Origin of the sequence: Algoriphagus formosus (genome assembly GCF_002807035.1) — a bacterium.
Taxonomy (GTDB): domain Bacteria; phylum Bacteroidota; class Bacteroidia; order Cytophagales; family Cyclobacteriaceae; genus Algoriphagus; species Algoriphagus formosus.
This window is the reverse complement of sequence record NZ_NIUC01000002.1, coordinates 1,539,928-1,558,774: the sequence shown is the minus strand read 5'-3', so window position 1 is coordinate 1,558,774 and position 18,847 is coordinate 1,539,928. Positions and strand designations below refer to the sequence as shown.

Annotated in this window: 14 protein-coding genes; 5 read left to right on the top strand and 9 right to left on the bottom strand. The window is 43.1% G+C overall.

Translation table 11 applies throughout. The features are described 5' to 3' along the window. Positions 1 to 178: 178 nt before the first annotated feature. The 7 genes from CDH51_RS13120 to CDH51_RS13090 all read right to left on the bottom strand — a co-directional run bounded on the left by CDH51_RS13120 (position 179) and on the right by CDH51_RS13090 (position 10,997). A complete protein-coding gene (locus tag CDH51_RS13120; protein WP_100628980.1) occupies positions 179 to 3,118 on the bottom strand; it encodes a DEAD/DEAH box helicase in 2,940 nt (979 codons plus the stop codon). Positions 3,119 to 3,262: 144 nt separating this feature from the next. Next, complete coding sequence (locus CDH51_RS13115; protein WP_100628979.1) at positions 3,263 to 3,889, bottom strand: lipoprotein signal peptidase; 627 nt, start codon at positions 3,887 to 3,889, stop codon at positions 3,263 to 3,265. A 9-nt stretch (positions 3,890 to 3,898) separates the two neighbouring features. Next, positions 3,899 to 7,273 carry an isoleucine--tRNA ligase gene (gene ileS, locus CDH51_RS13110; protein WP_100628978.1) on the bottom strand — a complete coding sequence of 1,125 codons (3,375 nt, stop codon included), beginning with the start codon at positions 7,271 to 7,273 and terminating at the stop codon, positions 3,899 to 3,901. 257 nt (positions 7,274 to 7,530) lie between these two features. Next, positions 7,531 to 8,583, bottom strand: coding sequence for a serine hydrolase domain-containing protein (locus CDH51_RS13105; RefSeq protein ID WP_100628977.1), 1,053 nt, complete (start codon positions 8,581 to 8,583; stop codon positions 7,531 to 7,533). Continuing rightward, positions 8,580 to 9,269, bottom strand: a complete 690-nt coding sequence (locus CDH51_RS13100; RefSeq protein ID WP_100628976.1) for a DUF4386 domain-containing protein — start codon at positions 9,267 to 9,269, stop codon at positions 8,580 to 8,582. Before CDH51_RS13100 ends, CDH51_RS13105 begins: the two co-directional genes overlap by 4 nt. 36 nt (positions 9,270 to 9,305) lie before the next feature. Then, entirely contained in the window at positions 9,306 to 10,400 is a 1,095-nt protein-coding gene (locus CDH51_RS13095) for an acyltransferase family protein (RefSeq protein WP_100628975.1), read from the bottom strand. 24 nt (positions 10,401 to 10,424) lie between these two features. Then, positions 10,425 to 10,997 carry an ankyrin repeat domain-containing protein gene (locus CDH51_RS13090; protein ID WP_100628974.1) on the bottom strand — a complete coding sequence of 191 codons (573 nt, stop codon included), beginning with the start codon at positions 10,995 to 10,997 and terminating at the stop codon, positions 10,425 to 10,427. A 236-nt stretch (positions 10,998 to 11,233) separates the two neighbouring features. Between CDH51_RS13090 and CDH51_RS13085 the strand changes: the two genes are divergently transcribed. Continuing rightward, on the top strand, positions 11,234 to 13,300 hold the full coding sequence (locus CDH51_RS13085) for a helix-turn-helix domain-containing protein (protein ID WP_100628973.1): 2,067 nt from the start codon (positions 11,234 to 11,236) through the stop codon (positions 13,298 to 13,300). Positions 13,301 to 13,423: 123 nt separating this feature from the next. Here CDH51_RS13085 and CDH51_RS13080 read toward each other — a convergent pair whose 3' ends face one another. Continuing rightward, positions 13,424 to 13,867 carry a DUF6252 family protein gene (locus tag CDH51_RS13080; RefSeq protein WP_100628972.1) on the bottom strand — a complete coding sequence of 148 codons (444 nt, stop codon included), beginning with the start codon at positions 13,865 to 13,867 and terminating at the stop codon, positions 13,424 to 13,426. 260 nt (positions 13,868 to 14,127) lie between these two features. Between CDH51_RS13080 and CDH51_RS13075 the strand changes: the two genes are divergently transcribed. Next, positions 14,128 to 16,116, top strand: a complete 1,989-nt coding sequence (locus CDH51_RS13075) for a tetratricopeptide repeat-containing sensor histidine kinase (protein WP_157807114.1) — start codon at positions 14,128 to 14,130, stop codon at positions 16,114 to 16,116. Positions 16,117 to 16,129: 13 nt separating this feature from the next. Beyond that, complete coding sequence (locus CDH51_RS13070; protein WP_232724813.1) at positions 16,130 to 16,759, top strand: response regulator; 630 nt, start codon at positions 16,130 to 16,132, stop codon at positions 16,757 to 16,759. Here CDH51_RS13070 and CDH51_RS13065 read toward each other — a convergent pair. Beyond that, the gene (locus tag CDH51_RS13065) at positions 16,756 to 17,835 is read right to left on the bottom strand and encodes a hypothetical protein (protein ID WP_100628970.1); all 1,080 of its coding nucleotides are present in this window, start codon (positions 17,833 to 17,835) and stop codon (positions 16,756 to 16,758) included. The genes CDH51_RS13070 and CDH51_RS13065 overlap by 4 nt on opposite strands. A 174-nt stretch (positions 17,836 to 18,009) precedes the next feature. Here CDH51_RS13065 and CDH51_RS13060 point away from each other — a divergent pair, with 174 nt between their 5' ends. After that, positions 18,010 to 18,342 (top strand): ArsR/SmtB family transcription factor, encoded by a 333-nt coding sequence (locus CDH51_RS13060; RefSeq protein ID WP_100628969.1) that lies wholly within the window; start codon positions 18,010 to 18,012, stop codon positions 18,340 to 18,342. 32 nt (positions 18,343 to 18,374) lie between these two features. After that, entirely contained in the window at positions 18,375 to 18,839 is a 465-nt protein-coding gene (locus CDH51_RS13055; protein ID WP_100629441.1) for a DUF6428 family protein, read from the top strand. Positions 18,840 to 18,847 lie beyond the last annotated feature (8 nt).

Sequence of the window (18,847 nt, the reverse complement as noted above, 5' to 3'; positions counted from 1 at the left end):
GAAAAATATCTCTGAGAATATCACTCGATAAGAATAAATTATGGTTAAATCTTATCAATGACCGTGTAGTAGACTGACTTTCAATTTTATAAGGTTGATAAGTTGAAAGTAAAAAAGTTGGAAAGTTTCTGTTTACAAAAGTAACCTTAACACTTTCCAACCCTTCAACCCCTTACCATTAATCCAACAAAGCCCGAATATCCTCACTATCGAGGCTTTTCATAAAGCTATCTTCTGTTCCGATCAATTCCCCGGCGAGTGCAAGCTTTCGGTCCTGTAAGGCCATGATTTTCTCCTCCACTGATCCTCTACTGATAAATTTATAGATAATCACCTTGTTCTCCTGCCCAATTCGATGCGCACGGTCAATGGCCTGGGCCTCGACTGCTGGATTCCACCATGGATCAAGCAAGAAGACATACTCTGCCTTGGTCAAGTTCAATCCTACCCCACCCGCTTTGAGGGAAATCAAAAATACTTTTACGCTATCATCCTGCTGAAAACGCTCCACCTGCCCTTGTCGGTCCTTGGTCGAGCCGTCTAGGTAGCAATAGGATATTCCCTCCGAATCCAAATACTCTCGAACTATAGCGAGATGCCTTACAAACTGACTAAACACCAAAACCTTATTCCCCTCCGAAACCGTTGATTGCAACATGTAGGTCACGTCTTCCAGCTTACCGGAATTCCCCTCATAATTATCTCGAACCAATTTGGGGTGATTGGCGATCTGTCGCAGTTGGGTAAGACCACGAAGCAAGGTGAATTGTTGGCGACCAAGAGATGCCAATGGATTTTCTCCAATGATTTTCTCCCGATAATAACTTTTTACCTCTTCGTACACCTTTTCCTGCTCCTCAGTCATCGCTGAGTACTTCACATTGGTGATTTTCTCCGGAAGATCGGTCGCTACTTGTGATTTGAGTCTTCGAAGAATAAATGGCTTGATCATCGAATGCAGCTTAATCGCCTTCTCCTTGTCATTTTGCTTTTCGATGGGCTGAAGAAACTGCTTTTTGAATCCTGCCTGTGTACCCAATAGTCCTGGGTTTACAAAGTTCATCTGCGACCAAAGGTCCATGGTTCCATTCTCCACAGGAGTACCTGTCAAGATCAGCTTTTGCTTACTTTTTAGCTTATTGACTGCATTTGCGATGTTACTGCTTGGATTTTTAATTGCCTGGGATTCATCCAAAATCACATAATTGAAATAAAAATCTTTCAGCACATGGATATCCAGTCTAGTAATCCCATAGGATGTCAGCACCAGATCGTACTCTCTAAACTTGAAAGGATCTTTGATTCGCTGCGTACCGGAATAGACCAAAATTTTCAATTCGGGGCAAAACTTCCTAGCCTCTAGCTCCCAGTTATAAATCAGGGAAGTGGGCATTACCAGCAATGAACAAAAACCCGGGTTTTCCTGCTTTTCGTAGGCCAAAAGAGCCAGTGTTTGCACAGTCTTACCCAAACCCATATCATCTGCCAAACAGCCTCCAAATCTAAATTCATTAAGGAAACGAAGCCAGTTGTAGCCGGCCTTTTGATAGGGTCTTAGGTCCCCTTCAAAATATTCTGGCAAATCGTAATCCTCGATACTTTCAAAGTCTCGCAGCTGCTCAAGTTTTCTACTGAGCGTCAACTGAACAAGATTACCTTCTTCAAGCTGCTTGGCCAAAGCCAAATGATGCTTCCGCATGATCACCTGACCATCCACGGTGCCATCCTCCATGAAAGAAAACAGCTCAGAGTAATTGACAAACCAAGAAGCGGGAATAACCGCCATTTCTCCATTGGGTAATTCAAATTCGGTCTTGCCTTGCAAGATCATTTTTCGGATTTTCTGGAAGGATACCAAGTATATCCCAAACTTAATCATGGCTTTGACATCAAACCAGTCAATATTTTCATTGACTTCGATCGTCATCTGAGCCTTTCCAATATGATAGACTTTTCCTTCGAAGCTTGGCTTCTGAATAACCTTAATATTCTTCTCTTCAAGAAACTCCTCATTTTCGCTTAGCCACTCAAATGCCAAGGTTTTGGCAAGATTGACAGGACGCTCCTTGGTAAAATCCATCCCAAGCTTCTTGATGAAAGAGATCATGGATTTTTCCTTTTGAACGGCCCGGATGGTTTGCTTAAACATGAACTCACCGTCCTTCTCAATCAATGTAACAGGCTGACTGGATCCATCCTCTTTTGCACCGGGAGGATAAAGCTCATCCCCGTATTTGAATCGAATTTCGAAAACGATCTTTTGTTCTTCACTTTCGTCCGAAAAGCCTCCCCAAATATCGCCTTGGCTTCCACTCAAAGGATAAAATTGTAGAATGGTCTCTGGCTTTCCACGATCCGTAGTCACCTCAAAACCTTTGGGGTCTACATTGTATTGCGTCATCATCGGAACCATGAATTTTCGGAAATACACCGGTTCCATCTTTTTCTCAATCAGAATAAACTTCTTTCTCAAAAAAGGTAAAAGCTTCATCCCATCTACATGATTGGGGAAGTGGTAAAGCTTTTGGTCCACCGTAAACCACGCCGGATCTTTACATAAAAGGTATCCACCTTTTCCATGAATCACGACCTGCTCACCCTTGTATTTAAGAGTAGGGTAATAATGCGTATTGTCTGGATTTTTATGAAAATGAAATATAATGGATGTAGGCTCTGGCAGAACTTCAATTTCCTTCCAAGTTGGGCTTCCATCCGATCCCATCTCGAAAAGTCTTCGACCAATCAGCTTGGGCAATATCTCAGCGCGCTGTCGCTCTAGACGCTTTTGTAGTAATTCCTGGACTGCTTTATTTTCAGTTTTTGGATCAAATACCTGCTGTACATAGTCCTTTGGACGGACTTTCTTTTTGGCAGGGATCAATGGTTTGATTACCTCCTCCGGCTGCATCGCATCCATCAACTTGATCAACTCATAGTCCTTACTATCGAGTCCAGAATCGAACTCCGAGGCATTGGCGGAACTGATATTTTGGTAGGCTAAAGAGAGTCTTCCTTTATCATCAATTTGCACTACAAAAGACTCAAAGAGTAAGCCTAGAAACTCATGATTGAAAATTGAATAGACTATTTGAAAAGGTTGCGAGGAATCTACAATCATTTAATTATTGTATAATTATTACCAATGAATTTTGATAATTCGATAAAGAGGCGGCTATTTATTATTGAATAGGAATGTGAAAATTAACAAAAAAACCCTTTCGGGAGCATTCCAGAAAGGGTTTTCTTTTTGATTCATCAAAAATCACTGTTCATTCACCTCTATTTCGGGTTCAGGTGATTCTTTTTTCGGCGTTTCCGGGAAAAAACGCCCTTGGAAAATCAGAATAATGGCCACTCCAACAAAAATTGCTGCATCTGCAATATTGAATATAGGCCATAATGCTGTATAACTTCCACCCCAAAGCGGAACCCAATCAGGGATGTATCCTTCCCATATATCAAAATAGAACATATCCACTACCTGCCCATGAAACCATGGAGTAGGTGCATCATAAGGAGCATTATTTAACCAAACACCATAAAATATAGAATCAATCAAATTACCAATTGCACCTCCCAAAATCATGGATATACAAATAATATAAAGCGGATGATTCTTCTTTTGTATGATGTAATATAAATAATAACCTATCCCAAACATCGCTACTAATCGGAAGCTAGTTAGGAGAAGTTTACCATATTCGGTTCCCAGCTCCATCCCAAAGGCCATTCCTGGATTGGTGGTGTAGTGAAGCTTAAACCAGTCGCCAAAAATCTTAATTTGACCAGGTGTACCAAAATCCATCTCAAAATGAACTAGCATTTTCACTGCCTGATCAATGAGGATTACCAAAAGCGCAATTCCGAAATATTTGATGTATTTATTCATGATTTAGGATTAGGCTTTGGTGAGCTTCACTTCGATTTCGAAATCATCCATATCGAGTAAAGTTCCTGATTTTGCCTCCTCACTCACACGCAAACTCAGCGCTTGGGTTTCAGATTGGATGTAGGAACCAAAATTTTTGATCGACTCGTCTACCAATGCATTGCCATCAGCCACCAAAATATGAATCTTGTCTTGTACTTCCAGTCCCATATCCTTTCGCAGATTTTGAATTCGGTTGACCAAGTCACGGGCCACACCCTCCTGCTTCAACTCATCTGTCAAGGTTACATCCAAGGCAACTGTCACTCCCCCATCTGAGGCTACAGACCATCCTGGAATATCCTGAGAAGAAATGAGCACCTCTTCCAAAAGTAGATCTACCTTTTCTCCATCCACATCAATAGCGATCGAACCGTTTCGCTCTACCTGATTGATTTCGTCTTGTCCCCATGATTTGATCGCAGCAACGACAAATCGCATCTTAGGGCCATATTTTTTACCCAGTACCGGAAGATTTGGCTTCACTTCTTTGACTAGAATCCCAGAAGCATCATCGATGTATTCAACCGCCTTGATATTGACCTCAGTTTTGATCAACTCTTCGACATGCTCGATTTGAGACTGCGTTTTCTTACTCAAAACAGGGATCAAGATTCGCTGCAGCGGTTGACGAACTTTCAACTTTTCCTTTTTGCGAAGCGAATGCACTAAGGAGGAAATGGTCTGCGCCAAATCCATGCTTTCTTCCAAATCTGTATTGATCAAGGCTCGGTCTGCGGAAACCCAATCCGTCAAATGCACAGATTCTTGGCCGCTTTCACCTGCCTCTGTCAGATTTTTGTAGAGCCAATCTGCATAGAACGGAGCAAAGGAAGACATGAGTTGGGAGATAGAAAGCAGACACTCATAAAGCGTCTCGTAGGCAGCCTGCTTATCTCTATTCATATCGCCTCTCCAGAATCGCTTCCGTGCCAAACGCACATACCAATTGGAAAGCTGATCCACCGTGAAATTCATGATCGCTCGAGTTGCCCTTGTTGCATCGTAATTATCCATGGCTTCCTCTACCTCGGCAATTAAAGATTGCAACTTAGAAACGATCCACTGATCGAGCTCCGCACGCTCACTTACCGGTACGGATTGTGCCTTGTCGTAGACAAATGAATCCAAATTAGCGTATAGCGCAAAGAAATTATAGCTATTCTGAAGCGTACCGAAGAAGCGTCTCTGCACTTCGGTTACACCGTCCAGATTGAATTTTAGGTTGTCCCAAGGGTTGGCATTGCTCAGCATATACCAGCGCAAAGCATCCGGGCCGTATTCTTTTAAGGTCTTGAACGGATCCACAGCATTGCCCAATCGCTTGGACATTTTGTTTCCATTTTTATCCAAGACCAAGCCATTGGCGATCACATTTTTAAAGGCCACGCTATCAAAAAGCATCACGGCAATGGCATGAAGGGTAAAGAACCATCCTCGAGTCTGATCCACTCCTTCGGCGATGTAATCTGCCGGATAGTTGGCTTTGAAGATTTCCTCATTTTCGAAAGGATAATGCCACTGTGCATAAGGCATAGCTCCTGAGTCAAACCAAACATCGATCAAGTCTGGCTCTCGGAACATTTTTTCACCTTTCTCCGAAACCAAAATCACATCATCCACATAGGGTCTATGAAGATCAAGCTCTTTTCCTTCATAGGGAGATTTCTCCATAAAGCCAGCAGCAATGGACTTTTCGATTTCGGCATTGAGTTCAGCAATAGAACCGATGCATTTTTCCTCAGTTCCGTCACTAGTCCTCCAGATTGGAAGCGGAGTACCCCAGAATCGGGAACGGCTGAGGTTCCAGTCTACCAGATTTTCCAGCCAGTTGCCAAATCGCCCCGTACCGGTTGCCTCTGGCTTCCAGTTGATGGTCTTGTTAAGGGCTACCAGCTGGTCTTTGTATGCTGTGGTTTTGATAAACCAGCTCTCCAGCGGATAGTACAAGACCGGCTTGTCTGTTCTCCAGCAGTGCGGGTAGGTGTGTTCATACTTCTCGACCTTAAAGGCCTTATTTTCATTCTTTAGAATGATAGAGATGATGATATCTGTGTTTTTGAAATCCGCAGCACTCTCATCATCCTCGGTGTAATTTTTGACATAAAAATCATTCGCCCCATACTCTTTGTGGGCCATGATTCCATGCTCCTTCATTTTCGCAGCTAGGTATTCTCCCACTACCGGAAGGAATTTCCCCTGCTTGTCCACGACTGGAATATCATTACCCAAGTCATCCTTGACAAACACGCCGGGCACATTATTCTGTACCAAAGTTCGAAAGTCATCCGCACCAAATGCCTTCGCCAAGTGAACAATTCCCGTACCATCTTCAGTGGTCACATAGTCACCCGCTACCACCGTAAATGCCGGATTCGGCAATTCCAAAGCACCAATTGGGAACAATTGCTCGTATTCCCATCCCAGCATGCTTTTGCCTTTGAACTCATCCACCACTTCGTAAGGAATCAACTTATCCCCGGGCTTATAATCTTCCAACTTCAGCTCCGCAACCTTTGGGTTGAGATAAGCTCCCATTCTTGACTTTGCCAAGATGACCGTGACCGGTTCGTGGGTATAAGGGTTGAAAGTCTTCACTTTCACATAATCCAAGTTTTCACCTATCGCTAAAGCCGAATTGGAAGGCAAGGTCCAAGGCGTAGTGGTCCAGGCGAGAATGTAGGTGTTCTCTTCTCCTTTCAACTTAAACTGAGCCGTGATGGAAGTGTCTTTGACGTCTTTGTAGGTCCCAGGCTGATTCAACTCATGGGAAGATAGTCCCGTACCGGCAGCCGGTGAATAAGGCTGAATGGTGTAGCCCTTGTAGAGCAAGCCTTTATCATAAAGCCTTCTCAGCAAGCTCCAAAGCGTCTCAATATATTTGCTATCGAAGGTGATATACGGATCATCCAAGTCCACCCAATAGCCGATTTTCTCGGTCAAATCATCCCATTCATCTTTGAATCGCATGACTGTTTCCTTGCAGCGCTTATTGTATTCCTCCACCGAGATTTTCTTGCCGATATCTTCTTTGGTGATGCCGAGTTCCTTCTCGACTTGAAGCTCCACAGGAAGTCCATGCGTATCCCAACCTCCTTTTCGCTTGACCTGAAAACCTTTCAGTGTCTTGTAACGGCAGAAAATATCCTTCAACGTCCGAGCCATCACGTGGTGGATTCCCGGAGTACCATTTGCCGAAGGCGGCCCTTCAAAAAACGTGAAGGTTTCCGCACCTTCCCGGTTAGCAATGGACTTTTCGAAGATTTGATTTTCTTTCCAATACTGAAGGATTGACTCCCCGATATGCGGGTAATCTACCTGTTTGAATTCCTGATACGTTTTCACTATCGAATTTTGTCGGATGAATGAATGACGGGCCTTTTTTGGGCGTGCCCCCGACGAAAAGGTCGGGGTCGGGCTATCCGCTCTTATCCGTCTGATCCGATTGCCATCGGATCAGGCGGATACCGCTTCTATCCCTCACGCGGGGCATCCCGCTCAAAATAAGGCACAAAGATAGCAGAAATGGGCTTTTGAGGGAAAGAAAAAGCAAATTCCTCTTCTAAATAAAAAAGTCAAACCATTACCATTCAAAAGTTAGATTACTCACTGTGAGATGAGGTATGCTTTCTCAAAATCTTCACCACCCGATTGTACACGATCTCATGAAGGTTCCAGGCATAGCCCCCGTTGGTATTGACAAACTGTACCACCACGGCATCGATATCCGGATGGTATTTGGCAATGCTTTGATAGCCAGGAACCAAACCCGTATGCTCATACACGTAAACGGAGGAATAAATTTCCTGCTCCTTTTCCGTCAGCAAGGTCCCATCATTTAAGGCTCGAAGGAAAATCCCGACTTCCTCTGCAGTGGAAATCATCGAACCTCCCGGGTGGATAAAATCATTTCCCTTGATGTCCAAAGGATATCCAATAAAGTACCCACTCATCAATTCCTCCTGATCGACTTCCGATAGCAAACTGTAGGTTCGCTTCAAACCCAGAGGCTCCAAAATCTCCTTGCGGATATATTCATGATGAGAATAGCCCAAAGTTTTGTCCAAAATTTCACCGATCAGCAAATAATTCGTGTTGGAATAGGCGTATTTCTCATTGGGAACAAAGTCAGCTGGCAAATCATAAATCAATTCCAAGGCCGGACGATTTTCCGTAAATGGCTTATCCCATGGATAATTTGGCTGGTCAGAATAGTTGGGAATCCCAGAACGATGCTGGATCAAAAGACGAAGGGTTATTTGATCTGCATTTTCAATGTGCTTGGCAACCTCAGGAAGCAACTCTTCCAAGGTATCATCCAGCGAAAGGGCTCCACTCGCCACGATTTTGCTGGCTGCAGCAGCGATATACAGCTTGCTGATGCTGGCGATTTTGAATAGTGAATTGGGGTCGGCAGGTATCTTTTGATCCCGATCTTTCCAGCCAGCCGAATAGAATTGAGGTTCTTTTCCACCCTGGTCCACATAGACAATAATCCCATCGAGCTGGTAATTCATTGCCATATCCACTTGCTCCTGAATAGTATCAGGGATCGGTGCCAGCCAAGCCCGCAGGATCAACCAAGGGACGAAATAAATGGTAGCGGAAATTGACACGAGTATAAAAAGGATTCGAAGTGCTTTTTTGAGTTTCATTGAGACAAATTTTTAATGTGACTAGGAATCCTTCCGCCCTTCCAAATCAGCCAAATTGCCAATCCAATCTCTGCAAATGCCATGGGAAGTGAAAGAACCTGTTCGATCGAAATGATCTGATCGATCTGCTCAGGAAAAAGAGCTTTTGCCAGATGAATTGCTGAGTAGCATATTCCTGCAAAAATCAAGAGTACTCCCCAAAATTTGGGTACGAATTCAGCCTTCCAGCCTAGAAACCCTAAACCAACCAAATGGAGTCCAAAAATAATCAAGCCATTAGACCAGATACTTTCGAAGGCTTTCAGCTCTTGCATCACTTGACTAGCCGTTCCTCCACCATCCAATATTGAAAGTACTGCCACCTGATGATAAATCGCCAGTCCAAGTACTCCTGAATATAAAATTCGAAAAAGAGCAGTAGCTAGGGAAAGCCGAGGCTGAACCTCTTTGAAAAACAAATGCAAAGCCCATGCGACTAGGAGGTCCAAGATCAAAATCCCCACCCAAGCTGCAATACCAGACTTGAACGTTCCAATTGATTTTTGGATGGCTTCAAGGGTTTTTTGACCTTCCTGCGGAAAAACCAAAGAACCATAAACAAATCCATAAGCATAGCCAGCCAAAACGGCCATAAGAATCAGCGCGAGTCCAGCGAGAATGGCATATTTTCTTTTTGATAAATTCATAGTGCAGTAGAAATAGGTCCGGTTTCCCAGAGTTTTTCAATCGAGAGATAGAACCGAAACAGCCTTGATTTTGGAGGTTTTGAAATCCCAAGAAAGTCCGAAAAGCGGTCTCATGAAAGGTATCCGTCGGATCAGGAATTCGAAAATGACAAAACAGAATAAACCTGTAAATCCTATAATGGCGAGAAATTTAAGGAAAATCGGCCAATTCAAGGGCAAAATCACCCAGGCGGCTGTATGCAAGGCCACCATGTGCAAGATATAAACCGGATACGCCGCCTGACTCAGGTAGCTCAAAACAGCACTCGGCCTATTGAGGTACCTGTACCCAAAACCAAAAATTGCTAAGATCCAAGAAACTGACTCTACAGCCATCAAATAGCCGGGCGCCACCAAGTCAAATGCAAACCATCGCGTCAAATACATTCCCAGAGCGAGCCCAAGGTATACCCATCGCCATCTCAAGGCCGTTTTCCAAAAAGCTTCTCCGCTGTAGACCAGCAGAAAACCACAGAAAAAAGCTAAAATCCCGATAAAGAATCCATGCCAAGTCAAGGCATACATTTCAAAGACCTGTGGCTTGACCAAAATCACCTCCAAAACAAAAAGCAATGAAAGAGACAAAGGGCCAAGGGGATTACTCATCCAGACTGCTAGCTTTTTCTTAAAAGCTCCATTTTCTGATTTTTTCAGATAAAAGAAGATCGGAGCTAAAAGCAGCACATAGGCGAAAATATTTCCGAGAAACCACAGATGGGCAGGATGTGCTGAGTAACCCAGCGGGAGATTATAATAAGCCTGGAAAATCAAAAAATGAAGAGGCACAATCGCCACCACTCCAAATAGGAAGGGAAGCAGAATTCGCCTGCTCCGCTCCATTATGAGTTCCTTCCAATTTCGCTTGCGAATGGCAAAGTAAACCCCCATTCCTGATACGAAGAATAGAAAAGGAATCCGCCAAACATTCAATAAAGTCATTGGCTTCCAAAGCCCTGTCATGAGCTCCTCGCTTTTGATAAAACCGAGAAACATAGCCCAAGGCTGGAATACAATTGCGATATGGTAGATCAGCAGCAGGAAGATGGCAATCACCCGCAGCCAATCAATATCGTATCTTCTTTGAGTTGTCATGATCTGATGAGTTGATATTGGGAATTACTGAAGCATCATCGCGATGACGGGGCGAGTCTTTTCTAGTCGCTCCATGTCCAATTCAAGACCAAGTGGCCCGAGTTGCTGCTTCATCATTTCATAGATCGGCTTGACTTCGGCAAATGGTCCCATGACCGTCTGACGAGGAGTAAATCCAAAATTATTTTGGAGTGACTTGTCCGCGTCGGCATCAAGCAGCATCTCCACGATTTCTACCCGACCAAAAAAGGCCGCAGCATGCAGTGGGGTCGTTCCGTCATTGTTGGCGATGGTCAAGTCCGCTCCGGCGTCTATGAGATTTTGAGCGATTTCCCGCTTGTCAAAGGTGATTGCTGTAATGAGTGGCGTGGATCCGCTAAAAGATTCCTTAGCATTAATATCCGAACCTGCAGCAATGTGTTGTTTAACTACCTCTAGATTATTGGTCATCACTGCCGTATGGATGTCAAGCTGAGGTGCTTCAATTTGCTGAGTTTTTTCAGCCTTGTCTTGCGCATTGCTACATGCGGGCAAAAGGATTACCGCTAGTAAAAGGCTAGCAATGAATTTGAGCGAGTTGTTTTTTAAAGTTTTCATAGTGTTGTTTTTTTAATTGAATACTTTTTGAATTTTGTTTGCTACAAAGTTGGGGCAAGCCTCAGAGGTGGGTGTAAAAGGCAGGATGCCAAAAGCATAAAGTATCGCTCAAGGATAAAATTTATGACGCAAGGCTATAAACTATGACGCAAAAGCATTGAATTCGCAGGAGAATCTTCGGAAAAAGTAGCTGTCACTTTGAGTAAATTTCTCTACCTTGAAAATGAATTTTTAGCATGGCAGAAGATCAAAAACATAGCGAAGATTTCCTTTCTCAGGCCACTGCCATCGTGGTGGAAAAAGCTTCCGATGAGCAATTTGGTGTATCCGAACTCGCAGAGGCGATGAACATGAGCCGATCCAACCTATTGAGAAAAATACAGGCAGGGACCGGCCTTTCGGCAAGCCTCTTTATCCGAAAAATTCGCTTGGAAATTGCCATGGATCTCATCAAAGAAGGAAACATGACTGTTTCGGAAGTGTCGTATCAGGTAGGTTTTGGCAGCGCGTCTTATTTTATCAAGTGTTTTCGCGAACAATATGGCTTTCCTCCCGGCGAAGTGGGAAAACAAAAAATAGAACTACCTCAAAAAGAAGATAATCCTATCGCACAACCGAACCAAGATAGGCTTTCGAAAACTTGGATTTTTGGACTTTTGGCAGTTCTACTTGTTATAGCAGTCGGCTATTTCTTTTGGCCCAAAACGGAGCCTCAGTTTTCGCTGGAAGAGAAATCCATTGCGGTACTCCCGTTTAAAAATGAAAGTGCCGACTCCAGCAATCTCTACTTTGTGAATGGTCTGATGGAGTCTACCCTGAACAATCTTCAGAAAATCAAAAACCTCCGGGTAATCAGTCGCTCGTCTGTAGAAAAGTATCGAAACACCAATAAAGGCATTCCTGAAATGGCCTCAGAGCTCGGGGTAAGCTATTTTGTTTCAGGCAGCGGGCAAAAGGTCGAGGAGCAAGTCTTACTCAGCATCCAGTTGATTGATGCAGAGACAGAGCGGCAAGTTTGGGCGGAGCAGTACAATCGTCAATTGGCAGACATTTTTTCTATTCAAAATGAAATTGCTACCCAAATCACAGATGCGATCAAGGTATTCGTCACTCCGACTGAACTTGAACAAATCGAAAAGCGACCGACGGATAACCTTCTCGCTTACGACTATTACCTTCAAGCTCTGGAGCCTTACCATTCCCGGACTGACGAAGGTCTGAACAAAGGAATAACACTTTTCGAAAAGGCGATAGAGCAAGACCCGGAGTTTTCTTTGGCCTATGCACATATTGCTATCTCCTACTACTTGTTGGAGATGTTTCGCTCCGAAAAGCAGTTTACCGAGAAAATCAATTCTTACGCCGACAAGGCACTCTTATTCGATTCAAAATCGGCCGAAAGCCTGACGGCCAAGGCCTTTTATTATATTCAAAGCGAAGAATTTGCCCTTGCAAGACCTTATTTGGAAAAGGCACTCGAATACAACCCAAATTCGGCTTTAGCTATACAAATGCTGGCAGATTTCTATTTTAGGCTGGAGCCGGACACAGAAAAATATCTGGAATATGCCTTAAAGGCAGTACAGATTCAGGTAGAAAGTGGAGACTCCACTTCTCAAAGTTACAGCTACCTTCAGTTGGCGAATGCCCTGGTTACGGCAGGTTTTGTAGATAAAGCCAAGGAATTTATCGATCGATCTTTAGCTTATGATTCGACAAATTATTATGCCCCGCACCTGAGGTCATACATCCTCTTTGCCAAAGAAAAGGACAATGAAAAGATGCGTCAGCGTTTGATTAAGTTATGGGAAAGAGATCCAAGCCGACTGGATATTCTTCAGGATATTGGAAAATTTTTCTACCTAGACAGGAAGTACGACAGTGCGGATTTCTATTACACCATTTTTGTGGAAGCTCGAGAGACCAATGGTCTTTCTATTTATGAATTAGAAAATTCAAAAATCTCACTAGTCTACGAACAGAATGGAAAAGTGAAGGAGGCCGATCGACTTTTTGAAGAGTACAAAAAATTTGCTGAATCAGATCAATCCATCTACCGCAATATAGCTTTGGCCACCAAGTATGCGATAGAAGAGGATTGGGAAAAAGCATTGGACTATGTGGAAGCCTTTGCCAACGAGGAGAATAATCAATTTTGGTTTTTGTATCTGAAAGATGAACCGGTATTTGAACCGATAAAAAATCAACCGAGATTCCAGAGTGCAATGCAGAAAATTGAGACTAGGTTCTGGGAGCAACATGAACAGATCAAACTGAAACTAGAAAAAGAGAACCTGATCTAAAAAAAGGGAGGCACACCCTTGCCTCCCCTTTATCAAAAAAGTCCCAAACAAAAGCTAAAAAGTCGTCCAGTAAACTCAATTGGGTCTGGATTTTGTGAATTTCACCTTCGCTAAAAAAATTGATCAGCGCATAATATTTATATCCGTAAACTTCCCGTTGGTAATATTGACCTCTGGGCCACTTCCTGTCATCGGACTCGCCTTGAAAGAAAAAGTCCCCGATACTTTGTCTCCATCGATACTTGTGATCGTCAGGGTGCCCGAGGTCGCACTATGTACAACTTGATTAGCTGTAGTCCAAAGTGCTGTTCCTGTCAAATCAAAATTTCCCGTTCGCTCCGCATCTAGTGTAAAAGCCAAATTAGAGCGATCAGTCGCCCCGGCTCCGATAGCCAAAACAGTGAATCCTGCCACGTTGGTGATTCGACTATTACCGGCACCTCTCCAAGCTTCCCCATCGATGGTAGCTTCTACATTCAGAGAACCCTGAGGAATCTCATCATCCTTATCCGGACATGCAAAAAAAATGAAGGCCAATAGGCCAAGTAGTAAAGATCTTAGTTTCATAGTGGATTTTTATTTGCAAGTTGGATTTAAAGTAAGGAGTAGTAAATCCTAGAATCTGGGTATTTGATATCCGTACCAGTGGGTATTTTTATGATTTGGAGGGGAAAGCTTTCGTCTTACAATTCACAGAAACGAAGGTTCTACACTAATTTCTATGAGATTCTACGACATGATTATTTGTAGAAAAAAATGAACCATTTCGATAAAAAAATTTGATTAAATAATCAGTGGAGTTACTTTGTGAGCTTAAATTACCTGCCTTGAAAAAACTCCACAGCATTTCTTTCATCTTCATTTTTTTGGTAGTCACATCTCTGGCTTTAGGCAAGCAGCAATCAAGTGCTGACAGCTTAGAACAAGTTTTTCAAAATCAGAATCTCCCTGATTCTATTCGCTATCGAGCCATTCAGCAGCGTACCTTTTCCATGATTTTCAGTGATGGAGAAGAAGCCAAATCCAAGATTCAAGAAGTCCTGAAAACTGCCGAAAAGGAAGTCGGCAAATCCCGCATTTACTTTGAAATCCTTCAAAATCTCGGTATCTACTACGATGTTCATCAGCAAACAGACAGTTCGTTGATTATTTTTTCCCAAATACTCGAAGAAAGCCAAAAACAAGGCTGGAAAGCTTTGGAACAGCGGTCATTCAATAATCTGGGAATGAATCGACTCAACTCTTCGGACTACAAAGCAGCCATTGATTACTTTTCCAAATCACTGGAAATCGGCCGTAGTGATCCCAATGCCCTTGAAGCTAATTTTGTCAGCAGTATTTCAAATCTTGGGCTTGCCAATCAGGAGCTAGAACTTTACGACCAAGCTATCAAGTATCATTTAGAAGCTTTAGAAATCCGGGAGCGATTGAAGGATCCCAACGGAATTGCAATTTCATCTGCAAATCTAGGTATTTGCTACAGGCTTATGGGAGAAGAGCAGCGGGCCGAAAAATACTATCGACAAGCCATCGAAAATGCCAAAACCGCTGGTAACAAGGTCCTATTTCACCGAGTGCATGACAATCTGGGAGCTCTTTACATAGGTCAAAAAAACTATGAAAAGGGACTACTGATGCTAAATATCGCCTTGGATGACTCGGACGGCTTTACTCCCGACCCCAAAATGGAACTCAGCATCGTAAGCAATGCAGCCGCAGGGCATATTGATTTGGGACAAACAGATAAGGCACTGAAATTTGCCAACCGAGGCCTTAAGGTATTGGATGAAAACCCGGAGCTGGTTAATTATTCCTTGACCCTGAAAAATGCCTTAGCAAAGATCTATTTTAGAAAAGGAGACTTTGAGAAAGGAAATGCTTACTTAGAAGAATATCAGGAGCTTAATCGTCAAGTTTTTAACGAAGAAAATGCACAATTACTGACAGACTTACAGGTACAGTATGATTTGGAAAAAAAGGAAAGCCAAATCGCTTTACAAAATGCAGAACTTCAGGAAAAAAATGCGACGCTACAGCGAAACTACTTTGCATTTGCAGCCTTAGGACTATTGTTGGTACTTCTAATCGCAATATTTATTTTTTATCAAAATCGAAATAGGCGAAAGCAAGAGCTGCTTGTGAAAGATCGGGAGCTGAAAGTCAAGGAAGCCTTTATCCAAGCTTCTCTAGAATCCCAAGAGCAGGAGCGAAGACGCATGGCTCAAGACCTTCATGATGGATTTGGGCAGTACATTTCAGCACTTAGGATGTATGTATCCCAGCTCAAAAACAATCAAGCCAAAGAGGAGCTAAAAACCGAACTTGTCAGCCGTACAGATTCTGTTTTGGATGAAATGTCCAAGGAAATCAGTAATGTGGTCTATGATCTGATGCCTGCTACCTTGATCCGATTTGGGTTAATTTCGGCCCTGAAGGACCTCGCTCACCGCATCAATGCCGGAGAAAAAGTAAAACTGGAAATCGAGTCCCAAGACCTACCGGACCGCATGGATGAATTGGTCGAGATCAACCTTTTCCGAATCTGTCAGGAGTGGATCAACAATGTACTCAAATACGCCAAGGCTAGTCATATTTTGCTTATTCTGTCACAAAATCAAGGAATCGCCAAGCTCCAGATTCTGGATGATGGAAAGGGCTTTGATCCAAATGTTTTTCAGAACAGCAAGCGAAATGGCTGGAAAAATATCACCACCCGTGCTGAGTTGCTCAATGGAAAATTAGAGCTTTTCACGCAAGAAGGGCAGCAAGGAACGGAGCTTTTGGTTACCTTTCCGTATGTTCACCGTGCCAATTAAACCCTATTCTTGAATGAAAATTCTCCTCGTTGATGATCATCGAATTTTACTGGACGGTTTGAAGTTTTTGATCGAAAGTCAGCCGGAAATAAGTCAAGTTGATACTGCCTTTACCGTAGAGGAAGCTTTGGAACGGATCAATAACGAGATCCCTGACCTGATAATATCCGATATTTCTATCCCTGAAATTGGTGGGATTGCCTTGGCCAAAAAAGTGAAATCAAAATCCCCAGGCACCAAATTGATTTTTCTCAGTATGCATGAAGAGCCCTATCGAGTCAAGGAAGCATTAGCTACAGGGGCAGAAGGCTATGTCCTGAAAAAAGCGGCGCATGAAGAACTATTAAAAGCCTTGAGGGAAGTAGCCGATGGCGGAATGTTTTTCAGTGCTGAGATTCAGAAAATTCTTATTAAGCGAATGCGGTTTCCGGAAGACGAGCGGATTCTTACAGATCGGGAAAAGGAGGTCTTAACATTGATTTTTGATGAGTTTTCCAATAAGGAAATCGGCGAAAAACTTTTCATATCTGAGCGAACGGTGGAAACCCACCGAAAAAATATCTACCAAAAAACAAAGACCAACACGCTGGTTGGTCTTTTGAAATTTGCCTTGGAAAATAATTTGGTGGGAGGAATGGCTTAATCTTTTGTCATTTCCACAAAATTCGAAATCCCCGCATCAATCATATCTTTCATCGCGCCTGAAGCAGAACTCACGTAGCGCTCAGTGTCACATTCTGCAAAATGGGAAGCAACTGTACTTTGATCACCCGATACCATCACTAGCTGACTATATCCCGTTTTAGAAAACATATCAGATTGTGCCTGAGTCACTTCCTTGATTTTTTTGTCTTCAAAAACATCCTCGAAATAAACAGCCTTTTTCAACTCCACTTTAGCGTCGAAGAATGGGTTATTACCAATATCATTTCCAGAGAGAAAGCGTACTTGGGAACTGATTACTTCAGAAGATCCCATAGACCCAAAGCCTTTGGCAAAACCAGTCAATGAAGTCTGCTGATTTTCCTGTGAAGTGTTCATAATCGGCTCGATTCGATACCCGATTTTCGCCTTGACGGAGGAAGTATTCGTCCACATAGAGGCATCCGCATCCAAGGTGACAAAAGGAAAGATAAAATTGACATCAGCCACATAGACATCGCCAAGCTCTTTTGAAATTTTTGGTCCCATGTCCAAGAAAGTACCTTTTTCACGCCCGCTTTTAGCGACACCTTTAACTAGATAGTCAAATCCAGTAGGGGTAACCATTACAAATCCTGCTGCCTGATCATCCGAAGAAGCCCCACCTTTCATAAGGGTCCAACCTTCGAAATACTCACTTTGGCTGGCCTCATCTGCTGTCATGATCTCAAATCCCTGACTAGTCAGTTGATTGACAAAATCCTGATACGATTGATCAATGATCTTTTGAAAATCTGCTACATCCACTCCGGATATCTGAACTCCCATACGGGTAGAAGTTCCAGAGGTAAAAGTGGTCCGGTTTGCACGTTCCTTTTTAGAGCCAGAAGTCTTTGCCGAAGCCTCTTCAAAAACCTCAAAAAGTGCTTTGTAGCTCCTTATAAATACTTTTTTGGGCGATTTCTGGTGCTGCTTCTTTTTATTATAACTGGTGACTTTCAGGTCTTTTTCATCGAGAATGGTGCCGGGAACTGTCTCCACAAAGAGCAGGAGAAAAATGAGTAGTAAGCTTTTCATGATTAATAATTTTTTATTGTTTAGGATTTCTAAAGTTGGACTTTTTTGATCCTCCTCAACATCCCAATAGACCCTGAATTTGTATCCGTGCTGGCACGGATAGAAAAAAATCTTCAAGCCATCCTATTAGGATTATCCTTATTTATCGTAATATTGCAATGAATAAATATTCAAATGGGAGTTACACAGACACATCTCTTTACTGAAGAGCAGAATCAAATTGCTCATCTGGCCAAGGCAATCGCCCATCCGGCGAGAATTGCCATCCTTCAGCATCTGATCAAAAGCAAATCCTGCATCAATGGGGACTTGGTTTTGGAAATCGGATTGGCCCAAGCAACAATCTCTCAGCATTTGAGAGAGCTCAAAGAAGCGGGGCTAATTCAGGGAAGCATTGAAGGTACTCGAGTCAATTACTGCATTCATCCAGAGAAATGGTCCGCCTTGAAATCCCTTTTCCAAGATTTCTTCGAAAGCTACTCCGACTGCTGCGAGCCCACTTGTTAAAAATTCGATTCACTTTAATCAAAGTACCCAATATGCTACTATCCGAAGCGAAATCCATCCTTTCAACATCATCATCGATCGCCTTTCAACTTCCGAATGGTACTTTAGTTCCAAGTCACTTCCACGTAACCGAAATTGGGCTGGTAGACAAGCATTTTATCGACTGCGGAGGGACTGTCAGAAAAGAACAAAAAGTAAACTTCCAGCTCTGGAATGCAGATGACCACGATCACCAACTCCATCCTGAGAAACTGGTGAGCATTATCGAGCTCTCAGAGCGGGTGCTAGGCATTCCCGACTTGGAAATCGAAGTCGAGTATCAAGGAGAAACCATCGGAAAATACGGCTTGGATTATGATGGCAATAATTTTCTTTTGACTACCAAAATGACCGATTGTTTAGCAAAAGACAATTGCGGGATTCCTGCTGAAAAACCAAAAATTCGACTTTCTCAGCTCCAAAGCTCCGGTTGTGCCCCTGGTTCGGGCTGCTGCTAATCCTTAGG

Excerpts from the sequence above, each read along its gene's own strand:
- CDH51_RS13105 (WP_100628977.1), bottom strand. The coding sequence starts at position 8,583 with ATGAAACTCAAAAAAGCACTTCGAATCCTTTTTATACTCGTGTCAATT.
- CDH51_RS13070 (WP_232724813.1), top strand. The coding sequence starts at position 16,130 with ATGAAAATTCTCCTCGTTGATGATCATCGAATTTTACTGGACGGTTTG.
- CDH51_RS13115 (WP_100628979.1), bottom strand. The coding sequence starts at position 3,889 with ATGAATAAATACATCAAATATTTCGGAATTGCGCTTTTGGTAATCCTC.
- CDH51_RS13100 (WP_100628976.1), bottom strand. The coding sequence starts at position 9,269 with ATGAATTTATCAAAAAGAAAATATGCCATTCTCGCTGGACTCGCGCTG.
- CDH51_RS13095 (WP_100628975.1), bottom strand. The coding sequence starts at position 10,400 with ATGACAACTCAAAGAAGATACGATATTGATTGGCTGCGGGTGATTGCC.
- CDH51_RS13085 (WP_100628973.1), top strand. The coding sequence starts at position 11,234 with ATGGCAGAAGATCAAAAACATAGCGAAGATTTCCTTTCTCAGGCCACT.
- CDH51_RS13055 (WP_100629441.1), top strand. The coding sequence starts at position 18,375 with ATGCTACTATCCGAAGCGAAATCCATCCTTTCAACATCATCATCGATC.
- CDH51_RS13120 (WP_100628980.1), bottom strand. The coding sequence starts at position 3,118 with ATGATTGTAGATTCCTCGCAACCTTTTCAAATAGTCTATTCAATTTTC.
- CDH51_RS13090 (WP_100628974.1), bottom strand. The coding sequence starts at position 10,997 with ATGAAAACTTTAAAAAACAACTCGCTCAAATTCATTGCTAGCCTTTTA.
- CDH51_RS13080 (WP_100628972.1), bottom strand. The coding sequence starts at position 13,867 with ATGAAACTAAGATCTTTACTACTTGGCCTATTGGCCTTCATTTTTTTT.
- CDH51_RS13060 (WP_100628969.1), top strand. The coding sequence starts at position 18,010 with ATGGGAGTTACACAGACACATCTCTTTACTGAAGAGCAGAATCAAATT.
- CDH51_RS13065 (WP_100628970.1), bottom strand. The coding sequence starts at position 17,835 with ATGAAAAGCTTACTACTCATTTTTCTCCTGCTCTTTGTGGAGACAGTT.